24 protein-coding genes are annotated in these 25,933 nt (G+C 42.7%); 7 read left to right on the forward strand and 17 right to left on the reverse strand.

Annotation, left to right across the window (positions count from 1 at the left end; translation table 11 throughout):
* Positions 1 to 3: 3 nt before the first annotated feature.
* The 4 genes from RS891_RS18115 to RS891_RS18130 all read right to left on the reverse strand — a co-directional run bounded on the left by RS891_RS18115 (position 4) and on the right by RS891_RS18130 (position 3,444).
* The gene (locus RS891_RS18115; RefSeq protein WP_315792765.1) at positions 4 to 186 is read right to left on the reverse strand and encodes a DUF6903 family protein; all 183 of its coding nucleotides are present in this window, start codon (positions 184 to 186) and stop codon (positions 4 to 6) included.
* A 6-nt stretch (positions 187 to 192) separates the two neighbouring features.
* Positions 193 to 1,086 carry a carbohydrate ABC transporter permease gene (locus tag RS891_RS18120; protein WP_315792766.1) on the reverse strand — a complete coding sequence of 298 codons (894 nt, stop codon included), beginning with the start codon at positions 1,084 to 1,086 and terminating at the stop codon, positions 193 to 195.
* Between the two features lie 11 nt (positions 1,087 to 1,097).
* Positions 1,098 to 1,991, reverse strand: coding sequence for a carbohydrate ABC transporter permease (locus RS891_RS18125; protein ID WP_315792767.1), 894 nt, complete (start codon positions 1,989 to 1,991; stop codon positions 1,098 to 1,100).
* Positions 1,992 to 2,085: 94 nt separating this feature from the next.
* Positions 2,086 to 3,444 (reverse strand): carbohydrate ABC transporter substrate-binding protein, encoded by a 1,359-nt coding sequence (locus tag RS891_RS18130; RefSeq protein ID WP_315792768.1) that lies wholly within the window; start codon positions 3,442 to 3,444, stop codon positions 2,086 to 2,088.
* Between the two features lie 227 nt (positions 3,445 to 3,671).
* Between RS891_RS18130 and RS891_RS18135 the strand changes: the two genes are divergently transcribed.
* The gene (locus RS891_RS18135; RefSeq protein ID WP_113054374.1) at positions 3,672 to 4,505 is read left to right on the forward strand and encodes an AraC family transcriptional regulator; all 834 of its coding nucleotides are present in this window, start codon (positions 3,672 to 3,674) and stop codon (positions 4,503 to 4,505) included.
* Between the two features lie 111 nt (positions 4,506 to 4,616).
* On the opposite strand, the gene RS891_RS18140 is transcribed toward RS891_RS18135, so the two are convergent.
* The 4 genes from RS891_RS18140 to RS891_RS18155 all read right to left on the reverse strand — a co-directional run bounded on the left by RS891_RS18140 (position 4,617) and on the right by RS891_RS18155 (position 8,709).
* A complete protein-coding gene (locus RS891_RS18140) occupies positions 4,617 to 5,564 on the reverse strand; it encodes an ABC transporter substrate-binding protein (protein ID WP_315792769.1) in 948 nt (315 codons plus the stop codon).
* 31 nt (positions 5,565 to 5,595) lie between these two features.
* Positions 5,596 to 6,903 (reverse strand): NtaA/DmoA family FMN-dependent monooxygenase, encoded by a 1,308-nt coding sequence (locus RS891_RS18145; RefSeq protein WP_315792770.1) that lies wholly within the window; start codon positions 6,901 to 6,903, stop codon positions 5,596 to 5,598.
* A 329-nt stretch (positions 6,904 to 7,232) separates the two neighbouring features.
* A complete protein-coding gene (locus RS891_RS18150) occupies positions 7,233 to 8,204 on the reverse strand; it encodes an alpha/beta hydrolase (protein ID WP_315792771.1) in 972 nt (323 codons plus the stop codon).
* Between the two features lie 235 nt (positions 8,205 to 8,439).
* Entirely contained in the window at positions 8,440 to 8,709 is a 270-nt protein-coding gene (locus RS891_RS18155; RefSeq protein ID WP_315792772.1) for a CD3324 family protein, read from the reverse strand.
* A gap of 397 nt (positions 8,710 to 9,106) precedes the next feature.
* On the opposite strand from RS891_RS18155, the gene RS891_RS18160 reads away from it, so the two are divergent.
* From RS891_RS18160 to RS891_RS18175, 4 genes are all read left to right on the forward strand, one after another.
* A complete protein-coding gene (locus RS891_RS18160) occupies positions 9,107 to 10,210 on the forward strand; it encodes a helix-turn-helix domain-containing protein (protein ID WP_315792773.1) in 1,104 nt (367 codons plus the stop codon).
* 25 nt (positions 10,211 to 10,235) lie between these two features.
* Positions 10,236 to 11,165 carry an alpha/beta hydrolase family protein gene (locus tag RS891_RS18165; protein WP_315792774.1) on the forward strand — a complete coding sequence of 310 codons (930 nt, stop codon included), beginning with the start codon at positions 10,236 to 10,238 and terminating at the stop codon, positions 11,163 to 11,165.
* Positions 11,166 to 11,454: 289 nt separating this feature from the next.
* On the forward strand, positions 11,455 to 12,078 hold the full coding sequence (locus tag RS891_RS18170) for a TetR/AcrR family transcriptional regulator (RefSeq protein ID WP_315792775.1): 624 nt from the start codon (positions 11,455 to 11,457) through the stop codon (positions 12,076 to 12,078).
* Between the two features lie 48 nt (positions 12,079 to 12,126).
* Positions 12,127 to 14,433, forward strand: coding sequence for an MMPL family transporter (locus RS891_RS18175; RefSeq protein ID WP_315792776.1), 2,307 nt, complete (start codon positions 12,127 to 12,129; stop codon positions 14,431 to 14,433).
* A gap of 118 nt (positions 14,434 to 14,551) precedes the next feature.
* Here RS891_RS18175 and RS891_RS18180 read toward each other — a convergent pair whose 3' ends face one another.
* Together RS891_RS18180 and RS891_RS18185 are read right to left on the reverse strand one after the other, a co-directional pair.
* A complete protein-coding gene (locus RS891_RS18180; RefSeq protein ID WP_315792777.1) occupies positions 14,552 to 15,163 on the reverse strand; it encodes a DUF4304 domain-containing protein in 612 nt (203 codons plus the stop codon).
* Between the two features lie 40 nt (positions 15,164 to 15,203).
* Positions 15,204 to 16,076 (reverse strand): LysR family transcriptional regulator, encoded by an 873-nt coding sequence (locus RS891_RS18185; RefSeq protein ID WP_113054382.1) that lies wholly within the window; start codon positions 16,074 to 16,076, stop codon positions 15,204 to 15,206.
* Between the two features lie 111 nt (positions 16,077 to 16,187).
* Between RS891_RS18185 and dapA the strand changes: the two genes are divergently transcribed.
* On the forward strand, positions 16,188 to 17,084 hold the full coding sequence (gene dapA, locus RS891_RS18190) for a 4-hydroxy-tetrahydrodipicolinate synthase (RefSeq protein WP_113054383.1): 897 nt from the start codon (positions 16,188 to 16,190) through the stop codon (positions 17,082 to 17,084).
* A 187-nt stretch (positions 17,085 to 17,271) separates the two neighbouring features.
* Here the strand turns inward: dapA and RS891_RS18195 are convergent, their stop codons facing one another.
* The 6 genes from RS891_RS18195 to RS891_RS18220 form a co-directional block, all read right to left on the reverse strand.
* Positions 17,272 to 18,486 carry a GNAT family N-acetyltransferase gene (locus RS891_RS18195; protein ID WP_315792778.1) on the reverse strand — a complete coding sequence of 405 codons (1,215 nt, stop codon included), beginning with the start codon at positions 18,484 to 18,486 and terminating at the stop codon, positions 17,272 to 17,274.
* 82 nt (positions 18,487 to 18,568) lie between these two features.
* The gene (locus RS891_RS18200) at positions 18,569 to 19,744 is read right to left on the reverse strand and encodes an FAD-dependent oxidoreductase (RefSeq protein ID WP_315792779.1); all 1,176 of its coding nucleotides are present in this window, start codon (positions 19,742 to 19,744) and stop codon (positions 18,569 to 18,571) included.
* A 482-nt stretch (positions 19,745 to 20,226) separates the two neighbouring features.
* A complete protein-coding gene (locus tag RS891_RS18205) occupies positions 20,227 to 20,502 on the reverse strand; it encodes a barstar family protein (RefSeq protein ID WP_315792780.1) in 276 nt (91 codons plus the stop codon).
* A 15-nt stretch (positions 20,503 to 20,517) separates the two neighbouring features.
* Positions 20,518 to 20,955, reverse strand: a complete 438-nt coding sequence (locus RS891_RS18210) for a ribonuclease (protein WP_315792781.1) — start codon at positions 20,953 to 20,955, stop codon at positions 20,518 to 20,520.
* Between the two features lie 159 nt (positions 20,956 to 21,114).
* On the reverse strand, positions 21,115 to 23,694 hold the full coding sequence (locus RS891_RS18215; protein ID WP_315796365.1) for a glycosyl hydrolase: 2,580 nt from the start codon (positions 23,692 to 23,694) through the stop codon (positions 21,115 to 21,117).
* 180 nt (positions 23,695 to 23,874) lie between these two features.
* Positions 23,875 to 24,612 (reverse strand): SDR family NAD(P)-dependent oxidoreductase, encoded by a 738-nt coding sequence (locus RS891_RS18220; RefSeq protein ID WP_113054389.1) that lies wholly within the window; start codon positions 24,610 to 24,612, stop codon positions 23,875 to 23,877.
* A gap of 177 nt (positions 24,613 to 24,789) precedes the next feature.
* Here RS891_RS18220 and RS891_RS18225 point away from each other — a divergent pair, with 177 nt between their 5' ends.
* A complete protein-coding gene (locus RS891_RS18225; RefSeq protein WP_315792782.1) occupies positions 24,790 to 25,401 on the forward strand; it encodes a TetR/AcrR family transcriptional regulator in 612 nt (203 codons plus the stop codon).
* A 147-nt stretch (positions 25,402 to 25,548) separates the two neighbouring features.
* Here RS891_RS18225 and RS891_RS18230 read toward each other — a convergent pair whose 3' ends face one another.
* Positions 25,549 to 25,677 carry a DUF6254 family protein gene (locus RS891_RS18230; RefSeq protein ID WP_220095247.1) on the reverse strand — a complete coding sequence of 43 codons (129 nt, stop codon included), beginning with the start codon at positions 25,675 to 25,677 and terminating at the stop codon, positions 25,549 to 25,551.
* Between the last annotated feature and the right edge of the window lie 256 nt (positions 25,678 to 25,933).

Genomic DNA, 25,933 nt, shown 5'->3' on the forward strand with positions numbered 1-25,933 from the left:
CCTCTATTTATATTTTCGGTTATATAGCCACAGCAGACCAATCAGCATAGCAAGCCCAAGCAACATCAGACCCAGTCCGGGGGCTCCAATGTTCTTTTGGCCGATAATTACCAATCCAATACCGACGATAAAAACAATCAGCATCAACAAATTACGCAAATAATTCTTTGTAAAGTCTTCCATCATCGCACCTTACCCTTTCAGCCCGCCCATTGTCATGCCTTGGGTTAGCTTTTTTTGTACCAGAATATATATAATCAAGGTTGGAAGCATGACCAGCACCAGTCCTGCATACATCTGACCATACTGAACAGCGGATTTTTGCGCTGCCATCAGGTTCATTAAGCCGACAGGCAATGTCTTAAGGGTGGGTTTGGTCAGGAGTGTCATGGAGATGATATATTCGTTCCAATAGGACAGGAAATTGAACAGAATAACCGTTACGATGCTGGGTTTGGCCATAGGCATGATGACTTGCACCATAGTACGGAAATAGCCAGCACCGTCCACCGAGGCCGCTTCCTCAAACTCTTTGGGCAGCGATTTAAAATATCCCGACATGAGATAGATGGTGAATGGCAGGGCCATCGCAGCATATACCACTGCAAGAATAAACAGGTTGTTCAGCAAGATGGGGTGCCCCAGAATGCCGCGGAGCATCTTGTCGCCGTTGTTAAGCATCAGAAAGATAGGAACAATGATATAGTTGATATTAATAAACAAACCCGCCATAAACATCATATTCCAGAATCCGTTCCCTCTAAATTTAAAACGAGAAAGCACATAGGACGCAGGCAATGCCACCATAAGCAGAAGCACCAGTGCGATTACCGTCACCAATACGGAATTGAGCATAAAAGAACCCATTTTGGCCTTCAGCCATGCATCTGCAAAGTTCTGTAGATGCATCCCGGCGGGCAGTGTCCAGGGGCTGCCGTAAAACTCACTATCTTGTTTGATCGAGGCCATAAATGCCCATAGAACTGGAATGAGGATGAGGATGGCTAAAGCGATCAGTATAACGTAAATGAAGCCCTTATATAATTTGTCACTAACACCTCTCCGTGAGCGGTTGTTTGTATTCATCTTGTCCCCTCCTAAAATTCCAAATGCTCTCGTCTGGTAACTGCGTTTAGGATCCCAGCAAGCGCAAACGAGAACAGGAACACAATTACACCGATGGCCATCCCATAGCCATAAGAGGAATTAGTATAAGCTTCTTTATACATATAACTAAGGAACACTTCGGTGGCACCGTCGGGACCGCCGCTTGTCATCGTCATTACGAACAAAAAGCTCATGTTAATCGTACTGATGATGAAAAAGGTGAGCGTCGTCCGTATGTTCGTCCAGATTAACGGGATGGTGATCTGGAAAAACTGAGCCATTCGCCCTGCCCCCTCAAGTCCTGCCGATTCATATAAGCTCTCTGGAATGTTGGCCATACTAGCCATATACATCACCATGTAATAGCCGATCGCCTGCCAGATCATCGCGCCTGCAAGACTGAAAATAACCACTTTCTGATCTCCTAACCATAGGACGGGCTCTGCTTGTAACCCGCGAAACAGCTTTAGTAATGAGTTCAAAAGCCCGCTGTTCGGATCGTAAATCGCTGAGAAGATCGCACTGATGACAACCACAGACAGAATGTTAGGAATATAGAAGATTACGCGTAAAAAGTTTTGCCCCTTGAGTTTTTCACGTGTGAGCATCGATGCAAACAGAAGTGCCAGAGCAAAGGTCACGATTGTAACAAGAACAATGAGCAGAACACTGTTTTGAAAGGTCTGATAAAACTTGTCGCTATGAAACAGCTTATTGAAATTCTGCAAACCTACGAAGGTTTTGTTATCGGTATAGCCGCCCCACTTGTACAATGACATCCGAAAGACATCGATCGTAGGAATAATTAAAAAAATTGCAAAAAGGAGGACGGCAGGTGCTAGACAGAAGAAAATAAAACGTGCTCTTCCTTTTTTCATATCCATGACTTTCTCTCTCCCCCCAAAGGTCAGATCATGGTGGTCAGCGCAGTTCCGCCCACCATGATCCTGATACATGATCAGGGCCTCGGCCTCTTTATTATTTCAATGCTCCCCGCAAGGCGTCGCTTGCTTTAATGATTCCCTCAACCCACTGCTGCTGTGTTTTAGCACCTGTTACAAGGGAGTCAATGGAAGCAAACACTGCATCCGATATATTCACCCCTTCGACAGGGTCTGTTGTTGCAAATGCACCCATAGCAGCCTTTGCACCATTGTCATAGATGCTGTAGAAAAGCTTGTTGTCTCCATCCAATTTGTCGGACATACCTTTGATCGGTTGAATCGCGCCAACCTTTGAAAAGATAGCTGCTGCCTCATCGGAATAAAGATAAGCAATAAATTGTTTTGCCAGATCCGCGTTTTCCGCTTTGGCAGGAATCCAAATTTGTTCGAAGAAAGTATAAGAATAACGGTCTCCACCGTCTTTTATTGCTGGAAGAGCTGTGAAACCCCATTTAAAGCCTTCTGCTCGCGGAGCTTTGCTCATTTCGCCAACAACCCAAGTACCGTTAGGCATGAAGAGTGCTTTATTGTCCAGAATTAGTTGTTGGTTTTTGGTAAAGTTATCTTTGTTGGCATTTGCGGGAACCGTTTTTTCCGTGTAAGCAGCCAGTTTACCGATCAGTTCGACGGTTTGTTGAGCTTCTGGGCTTTGCCAAATGCCCTCGTTGTAATGTGTTACTTTGGTGAAGAAATCCGCGCCGCCCACCTCGTTGAGCAAGGCATAGAAGAAAGAGTCAAAGTAACCTGAAGTCGGATAAGCAAATAGTGAAATCCCCTCGGCTTTAGCTTGATCACCTAGAGCCCACATTTCGTCCCAAGTTGTAGGAACTTTCCAACCTTTTTGTTCAAACAATCCCTCGTTATAGAACAGACCGGTTGGGCTGTAGAACATAGGCATCAGATAGGTCTTTCCATCGTTATACGGATTCGTGATCGTTGTATCAGTGAAACCTGGAATGAGCTTATCCTTGACGGTTACACTTTCGCCGGGTATGGTCATGGACAGCACATCTGAAAGGTCAGTTAGGTTATTATCCTTTACAAAGGTTTCAGTCAAGCCCTTCGGCTGGCCCGTGGCCAAATGGATAACATCAGGAAACTCACCAGATTTCATGCTGGGCCCAATGACATCTTCAATATTTTTGTCAATCGTCGTTTCGACTTTCACACCAGGGTTGGCGCTTTCAAAGGCAGCCGTAATTTCCTTCCATACATCAGCTCCGTAAGCGGTTTCCAAAGCAGCTAGCTTAAGAGTACGTTGTTCCGTAGACGTTGCCGAGTTTGTGTTGGATGAATCCTTTGTTGAATCGGAGCCATTTTCAGAAGAGCTGCCGCAGGCTGCCAAGCTAAGAGTCAATGCTGCCGTGATTGCAAGGCTAAAAATCTTTTTCATAAATCCATTCCCCCTATATTTATTGATTGTTCGTAACCGCTTACATCCTTCTCGCCTTTCTAATTTATCTTAACGGCCTCTTTATATCTACATACATGTTGTCGTTGATTTTATATATCTTGCTAATATAATAAATTTATAAATTAACAATTTTTTCAGAGCATAAAACGTTGAAATTGGTTTAACTGTTTTTCACTTTATGAGATTGAGGAAAGGACGGATTGCTGATGGGAAATGTACGCTATTGGCTCCCTGGTAAGGGACGTGGAGAGATTCCCGCAAAGTTAATCTATGTTAGCTCTTCCATTTATGAAGGGGATTGGTTCAGCATTCGTCATTCACATAGCTTCGCCGAGCTGTTTTATGTCCGAAGTGGACGAGGAAATTTCATCGTAGAGGATGAGATTTTTTCCGTGCAGCAGGACGATCTGGTCATTGTGAACCCGAACGTAGAGCATACTGAAGTATCCATTGGCAGTGACCCTTTGGAATATGTAGTGCTTGGGGTTGAGGGGATGAGTTTTGATTTTGGAAAGAAAAGTGGAACCCGTAATCATGAAATCATCAATTATTCAAAACAAAGGAATGAACTCTTGTTGTATTTCAACGCTATGCTTTCGGAAACCGAAAACAAGAATGAGAACTATGAGGACGTCTGTCAAAACTTACTTGAGATTGTCATCATTAGTTTGATGCGAAGATCTGGTCATCCCTTCTCTGTTGTAACCACGCAAAGGGCTGACAAGATATGCAGCCGGATCAAGCGACATATCGACTCGAACTATGCTGAGGAAATCTCGCTCCACTCTCTTGCGGAAAAGGCGCATATCAGCAAATATTATCTGGCACATACTTTCGCTAAATATTACGGGTTGTCACCTATTAATTATCTCAATGAGGTCAGGATTCGTGCGAGCAAGGAGCTGCTGGAAACCACAGATCTTACCATTGCTCAAGTTGCGGAATCCACTGGTTTTTCCTCTCAAAGCTACTTCTCACAAAATTTCCGCCGGTGTTGCGGCCTAACTCCAAGCGGTTATCGCCTTCAGACCAAAAAATGAACTCAAATGAACTGCCAATTACGTAACTTCGAATGCGACTAAATACTTGTCTTCTGACATCAAAAAGTCCGATTGCGCTCAGTTTCAGCAATCGGACTTTTTGGGTAACCATTATTGTTCAGCCAATTTCAGAAAATACTCTGAGGCCAAACGGACAGCCAGGACACTCGCACTATTGAGGGAATTATCAAATATAAGAACATGGTTGTTTTTTACGGCCTCCAGTGAGTTCCATACCTTCGAAGATTGCTTTTCCTTCACGGCTGCCTTTGCAACGTCAATATCATGCTGAATAATAATATAATCGGGATTCATGTCGTATAGCCCCTCCAGCGTAAGCGCCTCGCCACCCTCAGGATATCCCTTCGGTGCCAACAATCCAAAGCCTGCAGTTTGATTGTAGTACATTGTATTTTTAGATCCTTGAGCATTAAAATTGGCTTTTCCATCAACTCGCAACAAGGCAAAGGTCTTATCCTCAAGAGTACCTAACTGATCTTTCGTTTTTGCTATCATTTTCTGGGTTTCCTTAATCAATTGTTCTGCAAGTTCTTCTTTTCCAACAACCTCTGCGAGCAGCATCGTTGTATTTTCCCAAGTATCGGTGTAGTCGATCAAAATGACTGGAGCAATCTTGTTCAACTCATCATAAATGGTATCCACAGACCCCTTAAAGGTTACAATCACATCAGGCTGAGCCTCAATAATCTTTTCCAAATTCGCTGAATCGCTGCCCAAATCAATAATATCAGCAGAGCCGGCGTAAGGCTGTAAAGTAGCAAACTTCTCCATCGCTTCCGTCGCGCTTATGGATGAAATTGGAGGCGTATCCAGAGCAAAAAAGTAATCTAAGTACAAGGGATGCAGCACCGCTACACGCTCTGGTCGTTTCTCAAGCACCACACCATTGTCGCTGGCATCCTTAATGTTTCTTGGCCATCCTTCACCCTCGATCTTGCTGGCCTCAGGAGTTACTGCAACGGGTTTTTCAGAACATCCAGCCAGTATCCCCCCTGCGAGTATAACTACAGATAAAATCAATCCGGTTAGTCTTTTCATATGTCCTCCCAATTACTGTGTATTCAATGTTTTATGCATCCCCTAAATGATCGCGCAATGTTTCCCCTGTATATTCACTTCTGAAAAGCCCTCTTTCAACCAGCTTCGGAATCAGCTTTTCAAAAAATATTTCCATCGATTTTTCTGAACCGCCTGGCAGGGCGATGAATCCATCAATAGCACCTGCCTCAACCCGCTCAATAATATCATTCATTACGGTCTCGACTGTTCCAACAGATACCCAATGGGCAGATCCAACAACCTCTGGCCGATTCAGAATATCTTTCACTGTAGGCTGGTATTTTGTAATATATCTTCGTAGCAGCTCGGCATGTGTACGACTGCGAACAGCCTGATCCGGATCAGGCAGCATATCCTCCGTTACGCGTTGATCCAAGGGAAAACCTCTTAAATCAAGCCCCATCAACGATTGCAGAGAGGCATGTCTGCGCTCAAGACTTAAATGGGCATGAGCAGCCTTATGTAATTCAAGCGCTTCTTCGTGCGTATCTGCCAGGAAAAAATATAACCCCGGCAAAACTTTAATCGTGTTCGGATCACGCCCATGTTCTACAGCTCTTTTTCTCAAATCAGTTCGCAATTCCACGCCCGATTCAAGATCCGGCATAGCCGCAAAAATAGCATCTGCTACGGAAGAGGCAAAATTCCTTCCAATATCCGAAGCACCAGCTTGAAACAGAGGAATGGTTCCCGATGGATGAGAAGGTAAAGTAAGCGGCCCTTTAACATTGAAAAATTCACCAGAATGATGAATAGCAGTCACTTTTTTCTTATCAGCAAACATGCCTGACTCACGGTCAATAACAATAGCTTCATTCGGAAAACTATCCCAAAGCTTGCATACCACATCCGTAAATTCTATTGCCTTCGCATACCGGTCTTCCGGTGATGGCATAGGTGAATTGCCAAAATTTTCAGCACCTTCAATAGAAGTGACAATATTCCATCCAGCACGACCATTACTTAGCCAGTTCAAGGATTGAAGCTGCCGGGCAACCACATACGGTGGATTAAACGTGGTGGAAATGGTCGTAACCAGTCCAATCCGGTTGGTCTCACGAGCTATTGCTGCAAAAAACAAAGTAGGATCCGGGCTGCCGAAATTAGAAGAATCGCCTAACATCTGCGGGCTAATATACAGATAATCAGCTCTGAAAAGAAAATCGAGCTTCGAGTTCTCCGCCATTTTTGCCCAATGAATATAATAGTCAATGCTTCCTGTCTGCTCCACTCCGCTATCCGGGTGCCGCCAACCGTCACCTTTATTCCATGTTGCATTCAAGGACAATCCAATACATAGTTGCTTGTTTGAAGTCATTTCTACCAACCTTTCTTATTTCTGATCATTGATGTGCGCCAAGAAAGCCCTACCTTCTATATTCAGGCGTCATTTATCAATAATGATTCTCATTATCAAAACAAAGTGTAGCAAGGATTTAAGAAAAGTTAAATACACAAGTTACAAATTCGATATGCACAATTATCTAAACTATGCTTGGGTGGTAAAAGGCCGAGTTCTTGTCCCCGACGAAACAAAAAAAGCCGCATCAATGCGACTTTTATCTTTCAAAGCTTTAACTTATATCTTCTGTACTGTTTGCCACCTATTGTCACGGTTCCGATTCCACCTCTAAATTAATCTTATAATCAAAGTAGCTCCAGAGCTTTCAACAAGGCATACTCACTAGAGTTGGCACCTATTTGAGAAAAATGTGCATTCGGAAACATTGGAGCCAAATGATGGTATCCAGGGAGTACTTGCAATTCAATTAACACACCGTCAAAGGCAAGTTGTTTGGCAAATAATAAGGTTTCATCTATAAACAGATCAACGCTGCCTATGCTCATATACGTGGGTGGCAAACCGGCAAGAGATTTTGCACGCGCTGGCACGTAATATTCACTTGTTTCTTCTTGTCCGGGTTCGTGACCTAATACTGATTTCCAGCCGAAATAATTGCTTTTTTTGGTCCAAACAAACTCACCTGCATATGGATGACCTGGCAAAATACTCGTACGATCATCGAGCATTGGACTTCGCAGTCTTAGATGGTGGATGTCGAATTCCTTCTGGTCGCGAATGTACAGGGCTAGCCCTGCCGCTAAACCACTGCCAGCGCTGCTGCCCGCAAGAGCGACTTTCTCGGTATCGATCCCTAATTCCTCGGCATGCTCGATGCACCATTTCAGGCCAGAATAACAATCCTGTAATTGACTTGGCTGAATATGTTCAGGCGCTAGCCGATAGTAAACAGATACACAGCAAAAACCATGTTGCACAGCCAGTGCCGCATTGCTTTGGCGTTCACCGACCGGACTGCCCATAACCATTCCGCCACCATGAATCGAATAATATAACGGCAACTTACTGTACTTTGGTTGGCCGGGTTTAATAATTTCTATACGAATATCAGGACCACCAAAATAACTTGGTATCTCCCTTTCTTCGAATGTGACTGGAAACAACTGTGTTACATCGATTTGCGGCATCATTTCTGTTTGACTTTTCCGTGCTTCCATTAGTGTGGCAGCGGAAAGATCGGTGGTTGGGATTAATTCAATCGCACCTATGATCTCCTGATCGATCAGATGTCTGCTTCTGCTTTTTGGTTCATTCATATTTACCGTTTCCTCGCTCTCTTAATCATGTTCAATGAAGTGCTGCTCGCTCCAATGGTTCCAGTATTCCCGATTTGAATTCTAATCAAAAGTTACACTTTCTCTCACCGTATCGACTTCCCTTCTGCCTAATCCTATTGTAAAGAGCGCACTAAGCTATTCAAATGAAAACAATAAGTTAGAATCGTTTTTGACATAAAAAAACACTGATGAATTTCTTCATCAGTGTCGTGTACTACTTATTTTTGGAATAAACAATTTTCTTAATGGTTTCAACAGAGAGAAAGTAGTCCTTAGCAAGTTGCTCAATGCTGCTATTATTCTTAAAAGCTTGTCTAATAGTGGCATTTCGGTGATCTAACCACTGCCTTCCGCCACTCAAGCTTCCCCAATGGCTATATTCCTTTTCCTGTTTCGGAATGTAAATCGTCTCTCCCTGGACATACTCTTGAATCATTATTATTAACTTTTCGGGTAATATTTTTTTAGCGTTTGTATATCTCACTCTGCTTCACTCCTTATTTTAGAAAATAAGGTGCAAAGCCAAAATATTAGATAAGCTTATTTAGCGTTAGAAAAAATTTAGCCCCATGCAAAGTAACGCTTTTCCAATACTGGCTTTGCACAAGTGAAGAAAGTCACAGACAATCTTAACAGATTCTCCATCAGTAAAGCACCTCCCTTTTACGTTGACAGTATAGCATAAATATTATTACTTCGGACTATCTCATGATCAAAAGTTAGTCGTTCCTATGGATATATTGAATTAACTTAACTTTACCGGGATCGATAACCCTTACCTATCAAGTTTCCCATTGGTTGATTTTTTTAATACAAGTCAACGACAAGTCGCTTGGGAGTTGATTTTATAAACCGTATAATCATAAGCAGAGGTGACGTTGATGAACGAAATTAATTTGGCATCGATTCTAGTCGCAAAACGCAGAGAAAAAGGATTAACACAGGATGCAGTTGCTGCATTTATCGGTGTTTCCAAAGCGTCTGTTTCCAAATGGGAAACGGGACAAAGCTATCCCGATATCACATTTCTGCCGCGGCTTGCGGCCTATTTTAACATTAGCATTGACGACTTGATGGGTTATTCCCCGCAAATGAAGCAGTCGGACATCGCAAAGCTCTACACCAAACTGGCCAACGATTTTGCTTCTCTCCCTTTTGATGATGTAATTGCTGAATGTGCAGCGATCATCAAGAAATATTACGCCTGCTTCCCACTCTTATTGCAGATGGTCAGGCTGTACACCAATCACTTCACGCTGGCGAGAACACAGGAGCAAAAAGAGGCGCTTCTTAACGAAACCATGACGCTATGTGAACGGATTGAGGCCGAAAGTGGCGACATGCAGCTTTCCAACGATGCGGTTATGTATCAGTCGGTTTGTTGTCTGGCTCTCAGGGACCCGCAGCGGGTGTTAGATTTGCTTGGGGAGACTGTGCGGCCCATGATGCCAAAAGGTGTATTAATTTCACAGGCATATCAGCTTATGGGCAACATCGACAAAGCCAAAGAAACCTTGCAGGCTGAACTCTATCAGCACGTAATGGCAGTCTTTCAAGGGCTGCTGAACGTCCTGCAATTAAATATTAATACTATCGAAAAAGCCGAAGCTGCTTTTATGAGAGCGTCCGATTTTGCACGGATTTTTGATATGGAGCGATTAAATCCAAACAATGTCGTCCTGCTTTATGCACTAGGTGCTCATCTATATTGCGTGAACAAATCCCCTGAGAAATCGATTGAACTCCTTGAAAAATATGTAGATACCTGCGTGAAAGGATTCTTTCCTTTTGAGCTTCGTGGAGATTCCTTTTTTGACCTGATTGATCCGTGGCTGAACGATTTCGACGTCTCCGCACCACGCAGCGAGCAAGTTATCAAGAATAGCATGATGAGGGATGTTCTGATGAATCCAGCGTTCAATTCGTTACATGAAGTTCCCGAATTTCAACGATTAGTTCAAAAAATGAATAGATTTATTGAATAAACATGCTGATCGGAGGTTATAGGTTATGGGAATGAACGAAAAAATAATTATTGGCAAAGAAACGAAATATCCTCTAAATGGAATGTTATCACTGCCGGAGGATGGCTCGTCAAAAGTTCCGGCCGTGGTATTGGTGCATGGCTCTGGCCCTGCGGATATGGATGAAAAGGTGGGGAATAACTTCCCTTTTAAAGACCTTGCAGAAGGATTGTCTGACAAAGGAATCGCCGTGCTGCGATATGACAAAAGAACACTCGTCTATGGAAAAGAAATGAAAAACGATACCAGCTTATCCGTTAAAGAAGAAACCATTGAGGATGCTATCCTCGCAGCTGACTTATTGCGTCAGGACTCGCGTATTAATACCAACCAAATATTCATTATAGGTCATAGTTTAGGCGGGATGTTAGCTCCACGAATTGATGCAGAAGGTGGACATTTTGCTGGTATCATTATTATGGGTGGATCTCCACGAAAATTCGAAGAGATTTTGATGGACCAAAATGACGATGTTTTGAACTCGTTGAATCTGTTTTTGAAAATGATTGCGAAGAAACAAATAGCAGCACTATCAACCAAGTTTAATAAAATCTATACGTTAAGTGATGCAGAAGCAAAATCAACTGTCGTTTTGGGTAAATATTCCAGAGCCTTCTACTTCAAGGAAATGGGAGAACATCCATCCATTAATTACCTTAACGTATTAGATAAACCCGTACTCATTTTGCAGGGAGATCAAGATTTTCATGTATCCGTAGACAAAGATTTTAAGGGTTACCAAGACTTGTTGGGAGAAAAGCCTAACGTAACGTTTAAACTTTATCCCCACTTAAATCATTTATTTATGCCAGCTGTTTATGGGGAAATATTAAAAATGAAAAAAGAATACAAAGTTGCACAACATGTAGATAAGAAAGTGATACAAGACATTGCTGAATGGATTCATTCCGTTTAGGAAAAAACATCGTTCATACCATGCTAGATCAAAGAGCTCTTTACAGGGCTCTTTCTGCTTTTCAAATAAACCCCTCGGTTGAATGAAACATCTCATCTATGAACAACGAACGAAGTTTTACGTTTATCGCAAAGGTAATAACTTTCCCTTTGAGCAAATTTGCCTAAAGGGCAAATTTAAGTTAAGATGATCCTGAGAAAGGAGTCGTGTAAAACCATAATGAAGTTAACAACTTACAATTGCTTCCCTCCCGAAACAACCATGACGGAGGTGTACGCATAAGCGGAAAATGATGGCCAAACCAACTTTGCGGCATTTAAAAAAAGAAGCGACAGAGCAATCGCTGGCGATCGCAGCATTTGAACTTGCACTTGAACATGGTCTGGATGGCTTCGTTGTTGAAGATATCGTGCAAAAAGCCGGTTACTCCAGAAGAACTTTCGCAAACTATTTCACATGCAAGGAAGAAGCTGTTGCGATGGGAGCTACAGCTGTTCACAATACTGCTGAGTTTGAGAATTTACTTACCATGATTCCCCCAAATACCTCCTTGCTTGACGTTCTGTATCAACTTATCCAGATGCAGCTTACAGCGGATCTCATAGGAAGATTGCGAGAACTTTTGTTACTTTCGAAAAAATATCCGGTGTTAGAACCGCATTTCCTCGGGGTACTGCATCATATGCAGACGACTGCGCAAGAAACATTGTTAGACTTGTCCAATGGAAATGATGACGAGGTATATACTTATCTACTTATAAACGCAGTTTACGGGATTATTCTTCCTTTAATTGACGGAAGGCTTAATGTGCTGCTCCCTGGACAAAAGAAAACGGACCACCCTAGCACTGAAGCTGTAGCATTCGATGAGTTTTTAGAAACCATGTTTGGTCATTTGCGCAAAGGATTCTAATGCGCTAGCAACCCATAATCACCATAGAGGGAGTGTAAAATTAGAGATATGTCTACATTATTGTATAGATTGGGGAAAACGGCTTTTCGTAAACCGGGGTATTTCATCATCGGGTGGGTATTGATTCTGGGTGTTGTCATTTCTATGATCAGCATCAATGGCATTCATATTAGTTCTGAAATGAAAATTGAAGGCACAGAATCACAAAAGGTTTTGGATCAATTAGCTAAAGAATTACCAGCCGCCTCCGGCGGGCAAGGAAGTGTTGTGTTCAAAGCACCTGACAACGAGCGTCTGGATACGCCTGAACGTTTGGCTGCAGTGATGAAAGCTGTTAGTGAAGTATACGGATTGAAGGATGTGATTAATCCTGCCGATTATGCAGCTGAAGCTGGCAGTTCGGGTGCATCCGCAGACATGGCTCAGGCTGCCAATATGCAGCAATCAGCAACAGCCTCACCTCCTCCCTATGGACCTCTAATGGTGGATGGCGTTCCTGTACCTGGTGTCCTTCTCTCTTCTGATGGTAAAGTTGCTCTGTTTCAATTTCAGTTTACCATTGAGCAGTCTGCAATTACGCAAGATGTATTTGATTCTGTAATTGACTCCGTTATGTCTGCCCAACAAGGGACCAACATCACCGTGTTACCGGGCGAAACGCTCAAAACAGTAGCTATTGGAGTAGGCTCGGCAGAGATTATTGGACTGATCATTGCTGTCATTGTTTTGTTAATCACCTTGGGTTCCGTTGTTGCGGCAGGTCTGCCACTTGTCACCGCACTCCTCGGCGTTGCCATTGGAGTGGGTGGTGCATTCTCGATCTCCAAATTTATAGAAATGCCGAGTGTCACTTCCGTCCTGGCTCTCATGGTTGGTCTGGCCGTCGGAATCGATTATGCTCTCTTCATTGTTAATCGCCAGCGCCGAATGATTATTGATCAGCGCTTGAGCGCACAAGAAGCAACAGCAAGAGCGATTGGCACATCGGGTAGCGCTGTATTCTTTGCTGGATTAACCGTTATTATTGCACTTTGCGGTATGCTTGTCATCGGCCTCACATTCTTATCTACGATGGCTTTAGTTGCCGCAGCTACCGTTCTTATTAATGTATTTGTTGCCCTTACTCTATTGCCCGCTTTACTTGGATTGGTGGGTGAACGCATCTGTTCCACTAAAGCACGCGAGAAAAGTACAAAACATCCTAAAGCGGCTGGCCACGGGATCGCTCACAGATGGGTGAAATTCGTTATCAAGTATCGTTGGATCACAATTATTGCCATCGTCGTGCTTCTTGGCGCGGCAGCCACTCCTATAACAAAAATGGAAATGGGTATTCCGGGAGCTTCTTCAGCTAATCTGGACACGACAGCAAGACAGGGTTATGACGCAATATCCGAAGGCTTTGGAGAAGGATTTAACGGACCACTTATTCTGGTCGCGGAGCCTAACAATTCTTCCGCGCAGGTGACTCCGGAACTCTTGGGCAATGTCATGAAGGAACTCCAAAGCCAAAATAACGTTGCACAGGTTACACCGCTAGGCATGACAGAAGATCTGGCTATCTTTAGTCTTATTCCCGGCACAGGTCCTAACGATAAAATCACCAAAGATTTGGTGAATGAACTACGATCTACTGAATCGAGCGTTGCGAAGACGAATGACGTTAAGATTGGTGTTACGGGATTCACTGCCGTTAACATTGATATGTCAGCGAAATTAGCGCAGGTATTCCCTATCTATGTAGGAATTATTATCTTGCTGTCGCTTATCATTCTGCTGTTGGTATTTCGTTCGATCATCGTTCCAATTAAAGCAACTATCGGTTTCCTTCTTAGCATTCTGGCTACTTTCGGGATCACTACTGCTGTATTCCAATGGGGCTGGCTCCATTCGCTCTTTGGTTTCGACACTGGCGGCCCGCTGCTGAGCTTTATGCCCATCATCGTGACAGGTATCCTGTATGGCTTGGCAATGGACTATCAGGTCTTCCTTGTCAGTTCGATGCGGGAATCATACGTACACGGTCACAGAGGAACAGAGTCTGTTGTTCATGGTTATAATCAAGTAAGTCGCGTAGTTGTTGCAGCAGCTGTAATCATGGTCTCGGTATTTGCAGGGTTCATCTTCACAGATGACGTCATGATCAAACAGATTGGTTTTACATTAGCTGTAGGAATTCTGATTGATGCTTTCATTATTCGGATGGGATTGGTTCCTGCCATCATGGCTATTTTCGGTGACAAGGCTTGGTCACTTCCAAAATGGCTGGATCGCATTCTACCAAATCTCGACGTTGAGGGCGAGAAGCTGATTGCTACGCTTCACGCTAAAGATCATTCCAACTCCAAGTCTTAATAAGGATTTGAATCATAGTATAAAACGAAAGCCCGTTGACCAGTCCAGTCAATGGGCTTTCGTTTTGTTTTACTTCCGTTTTAAAAAATTGATTCATAGGAGTTGTTCCTGTCCAAGCTTATGACACATCATATTTCACTCCATATATATTGAAGATGGCCTTGTATTTATTTTCAAAGATGGTCCAACGATGTTCTGCTCCATACTTTCCATGCAAAGCCCTCAAATAATGGTTAGCGGCTGTTACCTCCCCGGATTTCAGAAGGAGATGGAAGCTCTCTTCACTTAGATGCAAAAAGGGACCTGACATGTAATAATCAACAATGGATCTCGCATCGGTCATCGTTTCAAAGAACCGTATTACTTCTTCCAACCCGGGCAGCAGCACTGCTATCAAATCATCCTTATTCGTATCAGGAGTAACTGCGAATCGATCCGGAACAGCCTGAACAATTTCCCCGATTCTTGCTCTGAAGTGACACTCGGGTTCAAGGGGTGCCGTCAAAATCTCTTTTGATTGAATTTGTGCTAACTCCACTGAGTAAATGCCGCAGTTCACATAAAACATGACATTATCCGCCGAATTTCCAAAGGATTTTTGAAAATTGAACATGTAAACAAGGTCGTCTGCTTTTCTACTGAAATTTAAACTCTTCTTTGTATAACCGTAATTGGAAAGCAACGGCTTTACATCCTGTTTGATCAGATCGTTAAAGAGCTGCTGCAACACAATCCCTCCTTCTCCTAACCAACTCCATCAGTTTAGCGCTTTACTTTTTTAAGCTTTCCATAAAATCGTGCAGCGCGTTGGATACCCACTTCTTCGGATGAAGAACGAGCTGTATTTCGAGTTGGAGCTCTGCATGTTCAAGGGGTAAGGCTTTCAACTCTCCCCGCTCGATTTCTTCCATTACAGCCATTTGCGGCAGAATCGAAATGCCCTCCCCTGACTTAATACTTCTTTTGATCGCCTCCGGATTGCCAAGTTCCAGACCGATCCGATAAGGGATTGAATTTCCGCGAAGCACTCTTTCAAGCAGCTGTCTGTAATTGCAGGTATCTTCAGGCATTATCCATTCCATATCCTTTAGATCATTCAATTCAATCTGCGCCTTGATGATCAGCGGATGCTGAGGATGGACGATCAACAAAAGCGGTTCCTGGCGAATGGTAATCCACTGCAAAGCCGGATCGCTCGAATCATCTGCGAGAATAAGTCCGATATCGGCTTCACCTTCCCTGACCTGATGCAAAATTAACCCCTCACGATTCGTATGCAATCGTATGTTCAGATCAGGGTATTCCTTACGAGTGGCTTGCATATATGGAGGTAAAAAGTAAGAAGCGATAGAGTCCATCGTACCAATCGTTAAGGAGCCACCACCCTGCTTCGCCATTTTTTCCTTGGACTGTTCAAACAGTTCCAACATCTGTCCGGCAAGCTTGAACAACTCTTCCCCGGCAGAAGTCAGACGAATCTTGTTATTGCTGTAGCGTTCAAACAGTTTGACTTGATATGCTTTTTCCAGCTTCTGAATTTGCGTAGTAACACTCGATTGTGCATAACCCAGTACTTCTGCAGCTCTAGTGAAGCTCTCGCGAATGGCAACTTCTCTGAATGTCTGAAGATAGATTAAATCCAACTTGCTCACCTCATCGAAAATATTGATGACAACTATCATTTGTTATAGGTAACTGTGATGCTGGTTCCTATGTTACATTAGTTTCAATATAACGGGAAGAGGTAGTTGATTATGATGAATGAACAACATGTTCAAGGAATTTATATACCGGTAATTGCCCCTTTTTCGGACGACAACAAGCTCGACATTGAATCGTATCGCAAATATGTTACCCATCTTGCCAAACACGACATTCAGGGATTGGTCGTAAACGGCACGACCGGAGAATCTCCGACTGTCTCCTGGGATGAAGTAAAACAGATGGTGGAAGTAACGAAAGAGATTTTGACAAGTCTGAACAAATCCATCCCCCTCGTCGTGGGGACAGGAACAAATGATACCTATTCAACGGTTCATCGGACTGAAATGGCTGCTGAATTAGGAGCAGATGCTGCCCTGGTAGTCACTCCTTATTACAACAGACCGACGCAAGAAGGAATTCTAGAGCATTTTTCCAATGCATCCCGGACCGGATTACCGATTCTAGTCTATGAGATTCCGGCTCGAACCGGTAGTCGCATGACCTTGGATACGATGAGAAAAGTCATGGATCTGGATGGGGTTATTGGCCTGAAGGACAGCACTGGCGGTTTGGATCTGCTGCTGGCGTTAACCCAATATGAGATGAAACCTGTACTTTGCGGCGAAGATGCGTATTTCCATGCGATGCTGTGTCAAGGTGCTGCAGGCGGGATGGTGGCCTCTGCCAACATTCATACCCAACGGTATGTGGACGTGTATCAACGCTTTGCATCTGGTGACGTGAATGGGTCAAGAGACAGCTTTAAGCAGCTGCAGCCTCTGATTAGTGATGTATTTGCAGAACCTGCTCCAGCCTCGATCAAATGGTGGCTTGCTCAGCAACAGCTGATCGCCACGGCAAAACTGCGTCTGCCACTGACTGCCGCATCGGAAAAAGCAAAACAAAGGTTGTCGGATACACTCGCAGAGATGGTTGTACCTTCTTAAAAAAGCGCAAATCTTGCTACGATTGATGAATACATTGATCTGATAAAATGAGACATAATGGAATGGGAAATAAAAACAACCAGTATGGATACATCCATCCTGGTTGTTTTACGTTTAAACACAGATTTTCAGACGGAAATCGAGGTATTGCTAATCCCCAAGGGGATGCTGATCCCTACTTTGAATATTAAAAGTAATCCGAAAAGTAAGGCGCCTGCTGCTCAATAGCATCTTCTAATAAATCAAGCGTTTCTGGATCACACTTAATGCGTCCAATCTTATGCAAATATTCAGGACGCTTATAGCCCAACAACATCGTCGTCATGGTTTGGATACTTATGCTATCTTCACTACGTCGACTTTGACTCCGAATTACTCTTCCGCCTCCATTCGGTTCAATTTGTAGAGTAAATGTGCCCTGATTCCATGACAGTAAAGGGTCTTGCAAAGTAAAGGTCCACTCTCTATCCATCGCTGCGGGTTTGAACGGATATTTTGAGATGAATTGCTCAATGTCCACGATCCGTGCCATAAAGTAAGGCGAAATGGTTTCCTTAATATCCGCATCTTCCAGCAAAAAAGCAAGCTGTTCATCGGTGTGAATATTGCCTACCACTTTAGATATCATTGAAAAATGCGCACTAATGAAATTCCACAGTCCACTTCGTGCCTCTTCGTGAATGAAGATCATATCTTTGACGTGGAATACTTCTTCTTCAATCCAATATAAAATGTAGCCATCCGGTTGACCATCTTCACCATAGTAGACGGCTGCAGTTAAATCATCTGAATCCCACCGCCAATACTCACTCCACGCCAGCTCTTTCCGCAGCATGGCTCCATGGGTTTGCATTGAAAAGCGTTCATAAGCCAGCTTCACATCTTCGCTGTCAGGTTCTACACGTGCCACATCACCAGAAACAGGTTTGTTTTTGGGTAATTGGAAGTCTTGAACCTCAAACACGATTTTATCAGAAATGATCTCCCAGCCTTTACGGCGATAATACGGTATGGAGTAGGGATACAAATACGAAATGGATTGTTTCTTTTCACGCATATTGGTGAGTGCTTGCAGCAGCAGTTTATTCATTAAGCCCTGACCGGAATATTCAGGAAAAGTTCCGACACCTGTGACGCCACCCATAGCGTAAGTTTGGTTAAATATCCGAACCTCAAATGGATATATGGATACCTGAGAAATCAGTTTTTCTCCATCGAACCATCCAAGTACATCTGCCTGTTGTAAGACAGGTGACTTTTCATGGAGAATTTCGTTTTCTTTCCAGCCATGTTTGTGAAGATCATTATGAGTGACCTGAAATACATAGCGTAACAGCTGACTATATTGTTCTAAATGTGATAAATCTACTTTTTTCATTTTTAGATTTTGCTTACGATGCATGCCAGTTATTCTCCCTTGGTTTTAAATTATATGATTTACCAATTGCTTCAGAATAATGCTGGCAATGATCTGATCATAATGATTAAGAGCTTGTTTTTACCTCTCTAAGTTTCCCTGTCGAATCTCTAAGGATAATATCCAGAAACTTATGCGCTGCATTATGTGAGAAGCTGAGCTTAAGATTCATATCCGATTCCAGTGTTGCTTTAGAGCTATATGCAAACATTTTTTCCTCATAGTGCTCTAAAGCCGTTTTTAGATCGCTGTGATTAGCAAGAGATAAACCTAACTCGGCTGCATCAAGCATGGCAATATTCGCTCCTTTTCCTGCAAATGGAGACATTAAGTGTGCAGAATCTCCTATGAGAGTGACCCCGTCCTTATGCGTCCAGCTGTGGTCGATTGGCAGCATATAGATTCTACGAGGCAACATCTCTCCATCAGAATAACGAATGTAATTTTTCAAGTCATCACTCCAATCGGATAATAATTGGAGCAGAGATTCTTTTGCCATGGCTGGCTGTTCGAAGTTAATACCGCAATGATCCAGCCATTCTTTCTCAATCTTGAAAGCCAAATAAGCTCGGATGCGGCCGTCACCATTAAGCTGAGCCATAATCGCTTTTTGATCTTGGAATGCAAACATACTCCCTTTCCCGTTAAACTCGGCTAAATCCGGGTGATTTTCATCAACATTTGATATCCCCATCTCAACCGCGCTTATTCCCGTATAGATGGGCTGCACATCCGAGAGAAACTCACGAACTTTTGAAAAGGCACCGTCAGCACCAACAACAAGATCTGCAATTTCTGTATGCTCATTCTCAAATTGCAACTCAAGCTGACCATTGTCTAGTGAATGTATACTTTTTAGGTGATGGCCCCATTTTATTGTGTTTGGTTCAATAGAATCCAATAACAATTTGCGAAGTACGCCACGATCTATCTCAGGTCTATGGTTATCTTCGGGACCTGAAATTTCGTCCCAATAGACTTTTCCGGTTTTATCCAGAAGTCGTAAGTCCTGACCTTCATAACGAGCATTCACTTCGAATTCCTTTATCAGTCCAGCTACCTCCAATGCAAATTGACCTGACTCAGGATGCATATCAAGTGTGCCGCCTTGTTGACGAGAGTTGGAGGAAGGTTCACGCTCATATACAGTAGCCTTCATTCCATTTTGCTGCAGAATACGAGCCAGCGTTAATCCCGAAGGACCACCACCAATGATAGCAATACGGGCATTTTTATTTGACATATGAAAATCTCCCTTCAATCTTCAATGAATTGTTAAGATAAATAGAATACCATTAAAATATTATTTACCTGTAAACAATAATAGTTGATAAAGATTATCATTGTCAAATAATAACGTGGTGATGTCCATATCATAGAATACTAACGTTTGTTTTTAGAAAAAACATGCTAGAATTAAGAAAGTATCATTATATTCTGACATTCAGCTTGAAACCGATAAAATTCTTGCTGTGTTTCTCTTTCCAATTTAAATGTTAACCCCTCTACTCATAAAAATATTACAACCCAATTTATTGTAAACTTGTTAACTAAATTATTGAACTAAATGCTATTCACCATACGTTAAAACACGTTAGCCTTCTGTTTATAAAAATCCAGACATGTGTTGGTCCTCTCATGTGAGGCAAGATTTCATACTCACAAAAAAAAGCCGCTAAAATAGCGACTTTCAATGGGTCCATCTTATTGCCTCACACAAACCAACTAGTTTCTCAACTCCAATGTAAATCCTTCCAGCTCTTCTTCAGCTTCATGCATCAGGTCCAGCAACTGATCTGCGTACTCTCCAAGAGACTTCCGACTTGCATCAAAATCAATCCACTGAATGGTAAGTGGCATAGGGATAAATCCAGTCAGGCAATCCCATAATGCGTCCAAATTCCGACCATATGTTTGACCTAATTCAAGACTGGTCTGAAGGACGTCATGTAATTCTTCTCTTCCATGAATGTCCTTTCCATTAATGACAATTGTCTTCATATTATCACCTTTTCCCTATTCGATTTGCTTGAACGTACGGTAATGATCCGTTGTTTTATAGATTAATCCATCATTGGAATATAAAATCCGATCACTGCCCCGCGTTCCTCCCGAATAGTTAATGTCTGCTTCGTACCAAATTCTTCCTTTTTTCTTAGGCAACAGCCCTTCTCGATTTTGAAATACGTCACCGCCAATGCTTTTGCCTGGAGCTACTTTTTCCAAATTACCTTTGCTAGGCTCCCATCCTAATTCTCTGGCTTCTTTCTTGGTTATATAATTTTCCGGAAGTTCATTATGCTCCGAAATATACTTGGCTACTTCATCAAATTGCGTTAGAACGGCATTCTCTTGAGATGAGTCATTTAACGAAACCGTTTCGAGTGAGCATCCTGTAAACAGGATCGTCGCCAGAATAAAAAGTAAAGCACCTAACCACTTTTTTACAACCATTGATCTTTGATCTCCTTCTGAAAAATTAGCATCCTCCCTATCATAACATGTTCCTTACGTATACTCCTCTTTATATTCGTTTCTCGTGAATTTCAGCCATCCCAACAGAAAAAGGCTGGAGCAGATATCCCCGCTCCAACCTTTATTATGTTTGCATCCTTACGGCTCAATCCCCCACACCAGTTGACCGTTGATATACCCGGTAACCTGTTCATTGTTTGCGAACTGAGTACCGGATGCCTTAAACGAGTAATCGTTAGCCTGGTTGTAATTGGACCAGTTATTTTTGGAGAACCGTGCTTGAATTTCAGCGCTTTGTCCGGCATTAAGCGTTCCGGCAGAACTCGTAAAACCAACCTCCAAAACATAATCCGCTCCCGCAACTGGCGTAGCCAATTTAACGAATTTGCTGGTTACATTTGCACTCCCGATACTTGCCCAGTCAGACCAGAAACTCTGCGCTTCTTCCCCGTCAATCGTATAGTAATACCGGAGCTTTACATCACTTAACTGAATCGCCGAATTACCGGTATTGACCACTTTAAATTTAGGTGAAATTCCGTTGGTGGACACACTTGTATTGCCGTTAAAAGCTTGGATCGTCAAGTTCCCAGAGGGTACAGAAACACTGCTGTCCACTACGTTTACTGTAAGAACAGCGTTATTTCCTCCGTTAAAATGAAACGTTATCGTATTTGGACTTAGCGGCAGCGTGGAAAGGTAGGATTTACGCAGAACGACGGCTGTGCTTGATGCCGTATAATCCTGGCCCGATACAAGTGTATAAGTTCCATTCGTTATGCTTGTAAGCTGTCTTCCGTTTAAGGTAAGGGTCAAGGAAACATCCTGCGCTAGATTCGCTGCTTTATCAAACGTTGCATTCACGGGCGAAATTACAGCGCTTGTGCTTGGAGTTGAATCTACAATTTTAACTTTTAGTACAGGATCTTGCCCTTGATTAAAATCAAAAACGATGGAATGTTCGCCAACCGGCAGTCCGGTCAAAAATTCTTTTTTCAGCAGCAACGTACTTCCGCTTAACGTATAATCCTGATTTGCAGTTAATGCAGAGGTACCTATCCGTAGACCGATTAACGTATTACCGTTAAAGTTCACAGTTATGGCCTTGTCGCTTGAATTGGGCGTGTGTTTGTCAAATTCAACGGTTGTAGGAGTGAGGGACGCGTTTGATGTTGGATTGTTAGCCTTCAAATTAGGCAGTTCATCCAGCGTAATGACATAATCACTTTGATAAAGCGTTTTCAAAGTTGCTGGATAATTAAAGGCCGAACTCATAAGATGCTCGCCATACCAAGGACAGAAGTAGAGCCATCCTGATTTTTCCTCTGTCAGATTCTGTACACTTGGGACGGTATCGTTCTCTGTCATGGCCACCATTTTCTTGCCATCCGTCAGATCAACCAGTTGATAGAAGGTCGAGGTAATGGCATCCTCATTCGGCACCCCAGACAAACCGTCATTGCGGTTGTAAATCGTATTGTATTTATCATAACCGACAATATCTACCTGATCGTCACCAGGGTACCATGCAGGAGAAGTGTTATATACGTAGCTGTTGTAAGTCCAAATCAAGTTGTGCAGACCGTATGTCTCTGTAAGTTCAGTGTAGAGCATATCCCACAGTTGTTTGTACACATCCGCACCTGCAGAAGCCCACCAGAACCAGGCGCCTTCCCCATTCAACCCGCCGTTGCCCTCTGCCTCATGATAAGGTCGGAAAAGAACGGGCACATTGTTATCTTGAAGAATCAATAGTTGTTCTGCCAGATCATCAATCGTACTCATTACGTATTGATATTCTTTCGTACCAGGAATTACGGCGTTGGCTGTATTAAAATTCGTTTCTGTTGGTTTATAAGTAGCCTCTTTCCAATCCACATGATCCCCAAGCTGGTAGGTCGTGAAATTTCGGGGTACATTGATATGCCAGGAAGCTGTCGCAATTCCATCCCGGTTATTGACCCAATCGATCATTCGATCGGTTGTACCGTCTTCCCATCCGTAGAGCGGATTATAGTTCATAAAATCAAATCCGCGGATAGCTGGATACTTTCCGGTTAAATTATGAATCCAATCAAACTCCAACTCCGTATTGCCATCGTTTCCACCACCGTATATCTCCTGCTGGCCAGAGATAATATGATTGCCATAAACCTCCGTTAGATAATTCATCAGAAGTTGTGTTTCCGGTGTGGCTTGGGGATCAGTAAGGACAGGCTGAACTTCCAGGGGATCAAGATTGGCATAGTCTACAGTGAAGGTGTCGAAATAAGCGAAGCCCCAACCTGCCTTCAATTGAATCGTGTTACTTCCCTGATTCAGCTTCTGATAACCAAAATTGAAATCAGACCATGTTGTTGTGTAGGGCAGCATAAACGAACCTTTGGTAACGCCATTAACAGATAAATATTGAAGTCGGCCATCAGCACTTAGCTCCTGCATGTATCGGGTGGAAATTGCATACATGCCTGTTTCGGGGACAGTCACAGTGAAGGTTATTGTGCCGGAATTCTGCATCCAAACAAATCCACTTCCAGAATATCCAGGCTTGGGTTGACCGTAAATTTCTGTCGTCACTTGAAGATCGGAGGAAAGTAAAGCGTTTTCGCTTTCGATCGTGAAAAGTGGTGAATCTGCATGAACGGGTACTGTCATCAATCCAAGAAGCAGAGTCAATGCCAGCATTAATACGCCTGTCTTTTGGAGCAAAATCTTCATCATCATCTTCCTTCCCATTTTAAAATATGATAAAGAATGATCCCTCTGTTTACTCATGATGGCGCTTTCATTGTAAACATAGCATATGTATCAATTTTTGCAAATATCTGGACGAAAAAAAGCCGCAATTTTGCGGCTTTTAATATGTTAATCCATTTATGTTCGGTAAATAAAAACCTCTTATTGGGCCGTGTATCCTCCATCAACGATCAGGCTATTTCCTGTCATATAGGATGAATCGTCGCTAGCCAGGAACAGTACCGCTTTGGCCATTTCATCTGCTTGTCCGAGCCGCTTCATTGGTGTTGCCGAAGAAAGAGCCTGTTTGCTCTCTTCTGGAATAATCGGTGTATCGATGAAGCCTGGGCAAAGTGCATTCACCCGAATATTTTTCTCAGCATACTCCAGCGCGAGCGAACGAGTCAAATTCACGACGCCACCTTTCGCTGCATTGTAGGCTGCAGAACCGGGTGAACCCACCCATCCGTACATGGAAGCCGTGTTGACGATCGTCCCACCGCCAATTTTGAGCATTTCACGGATCGATTCACGTGCGACCAAGAATACGCCGTCCAGATCTACATTCACCGTATTGCGCCATTCAGCATAGTCAAGCTCGTGCGAAGGATGAACACGCCCAATGCCTGCATTGTTAAATACGATATCCACTTTACCGAAAACATCAACGGTTTTTTTGAAAATCTCAGCAACCTCTTGTTCGCTCGTGATGTTTGCTTTAATAAAGAGGGCGTCAGCTTTAAGCGCTTTCAGTTCTTGCTCAAACGCCGTTCCTTTTTCTTCATTCAGGTCTACCAAGACCACTTTGGCTCCTTCTGAAACGAATAAGCGTGCTGTCGCTGCGCCGATCCCGGATGCCCCTCCTGTAATAACTGCCACTTTGTCTTGAAGTTTGCCCATGATTAAATCCTCCAGTATACTATTTTGAATAGCACCTATTTGCATAAGTGCTATATGACGTTTACAAATATAATTGTATGCTTAAAATTGTAACAATCCAATCATTAAGATACGATGATGTGTCTACTACATCGACACTTGGTGAAACAATGTCTATTTTTATAGGAGTTTTTATGTATGAATGATGAACAAATTTTGAAATCTCAACAGCGCAATAGAACCGAGGAGCATCTTAAAACTGCTCTGATCCAGCTTATTAAGAAAAAAGGCTACCATGCCGTCTCTGTTAAAGATATCGTTGATCAGTCTGGTTACAATCGCAGTACATTTTACTTACACTATCAAGATAAATTCGTGCTCGCCGAAGAATTGTTGAATACGAAACTTGAAGGTCTGAGATTCGCCGTAGGCAAGCCATATTCACATGGTCAAAAGGTCTACACCAACAAGCTTAATTTTGAATCCTTTCAAATCATCGACTATATCTATGAAAACCGAGACTTCTTCGAACTGATTCGATATGATGATACGTTACCTGGTCTGCATACAGGTTTTCCTCAGACAATTCTGAAAATCTATGAGGAGCAGTTTATCTTTGAGACGATCAACGATTTCCCTGTTAACATGGAATATTTTAAGTACTACACGGCTTACGGCTTTTTTGGAATATTGAACAATTGGATATTAAGCGATTTTCGCGAATCACGTGAGATGTTTATCAAGAATGTAATCGAATTGTCTAAAACGCATATTCATTCCTTTTATTATGTAGGGGACAAGTTGGATTAATGGTACCGATGAACTTGTAGGTTTAGGGTCAGATGGATTCGGATAAATTAAAACAAAAATAGCCGCTAAAATAGCGACTTAATTGGAATTGTGTTCTGCGACAGTTGTTATGAAGACTGCCTGCAAATTTCACAGGCAGTTAGTTGCTTAAATCGTAGTATTTTTCTCTTCATATTCGCTTGATAATTGCTTAAGCGATTTGATTTTACCATGAGGATGCTGTTCTTGCTTTCGTGACTTCCAAGCAGCTTCCTGCCTTTTCTTCTGGCTAGCCATAAAAGATCTCCTCCTCTGGAAAATTAGAGTTATACTACTTTTTTAGGATGTCATTTATGGATTATTTTCATTCAAGATCAGCAAATGATTTATTGTTAGTTGTACCAGTAGATTAGATTGTTTAAATTTCATTTAGAGACAAAGAAGGAGAATCTTATCCTCCATTATTTGTCTTTTTTTCTCTTTTTTATGTAATTTATTAGGTGATTAATTTTTCGATCAGCCACATCAAAAAATTTGCCTCTTGATTAATTTT

It is taken from the genome of Paenibacillus sp. BIC5C1 (assembly GCF_032399705.1).
Classification (GTDB): domain Bacteria; phylum Bacillota; class Bacilli; order Paenibacillales; family Paenibacillaceae; genus Paenibacillus; species Paenibacillus taichungensis_A.

Coding starts and splice junctions, on each gene's coding strand:
- RS891_RS18135 (WP_113054374.1), top strand. CDS start 3,672: ATGGGAAATGTACGCTATTGGCTCCCTGGTAAGGGACGTGGAGAGATT.
- RS891_RS18165 (WP_315792774.1), top strand. CDS start 10,236: ATGGGAATGAACGAAAAAATAATTATTGGCAAAGAAACGAAATATCCT.
- RS891_RS18205 (WP_315792780.1), bottom strand. CDS start 20,502: ATGAAGACAATTGTCATTAATGGAAAGGACATTCATGGAAGAGAAGAA.
- RS891_RS18150 (WP_315792771.1), bottom strand. CDS start 8,204: ATGAATGAACCAAAAAGCAGAAGCAGACATCTGATCGATCAGGAGATC.
- RS891_RS18145 (WP_315792770.1), bottom strand. CDS start 6,903: ATGACTTCAAACAAGCAACTATGTATTGGATTGTCCTTGAATGCAACA.
- RS891_RS18225 (WP_315792782.1), top strand. CDS start 24,790: ATGAATGATGAACAAATTTTGAAATCTCAACAGCGCAATAGAACCGAG.
- RS891_RS18120 (WP_315792766.1), bottom strand. CDS start 1,086: ATGAATACAAACAACCGCTCACGGAGAGGTGTTAGTGACAAATTATAT.
- RS891_RS18170 (WP_315792775.1), top strand. CDS start 11,455: ATGATGGCCAAACCAACTTTGCGGCATTTAAAAAAAGAAGCGACAGAG.
- dapA (WP_113054383.1), top strand. CDS start 16,188: ATGATGAATGAACAACATGTTCAAGGAATTTATATACCGGTAATTGCC.
- RS891_RS18210 (WP_315792781.1), bottom strand. CDS start 20,955: ATGGTTGTAAAAAAGTGGTTAGGTGCTTTACTTTTTATTCTGGCGACG.
- RS891_RS18220 (WP_113054389.1), bottom strand. CDS start 24,612: ATGGGCAAACTTCAAGACAAAGTGGCAGTTATTACAGGAGGGGCATCC.
- RS891_RS18160 (WP_315792773.1), top strand. CDS start 9,107: ATGAACGAAATTAATTTGGCATCGATTCTAGTCGCAAAACGCAGAGAA.
- RS891_RS18130 (WP_315792768.1), bottom strand. CDS start 3,444: ATGAAAAAGATTTTTAGCCTTGCAATCACGGCAGCATTGACTCTTAGC.
- RS891_RS18195 (WP_315792778.1), bottom strand. CDS start 18,486: ATGCATCGTAAGCAAAATCTAAAAATGAAAAAAGTAGATTTATCACAT.
- RS891_RS18230 (WP_220095247.1), bottom strand. CDS start 25,677: ATGGCTAGCCAGAAGAAAAGGCAGGAAGCTGCTTGGAAGTCACGAAAG.
- RS891_RS18175 (WP_315792776.1), top strand. CDS start 12,127: ATGTCTACATTATTGTATAGATTGGGGAAAACGGCTTTTCGTAAACCG.
- RS891_RS18215 (WP_315796365.1), bottom strand. CDS start 23,694: ATGAAGATTTTGCTCCAAAAGACAGGCGTATTAATGCTGGCATTGACT.
- RS891_RS18140 (WP_315792769.1), bottom strand. CDS start 5,564: ATGAAAAGACTAACCGGATTGATTTTATCTGTAGTTATACTCGCAGGG.
- RS891_RS18115 (WP_315792765.1), bottom strand. CDS start 186: ATGATGGAAGACTTTACAAAGAATTATTTGCGTAATTTGTTGATGCTG.
- RS891_RS18125 (WP_315792767.1), bottom strand. CDS start 1,991: ATGGATATGAAAAAAGGAAGAGCACGTTTTATTTTCTTCTGTCTAGCA.
- RS891_RS18200 (WP_315792779.1), bottom strand. CDS start 19,744: ATGTCAAATAAAAATGCCCGTATTGCTATCATTGGTGGTGGTCCTTCG.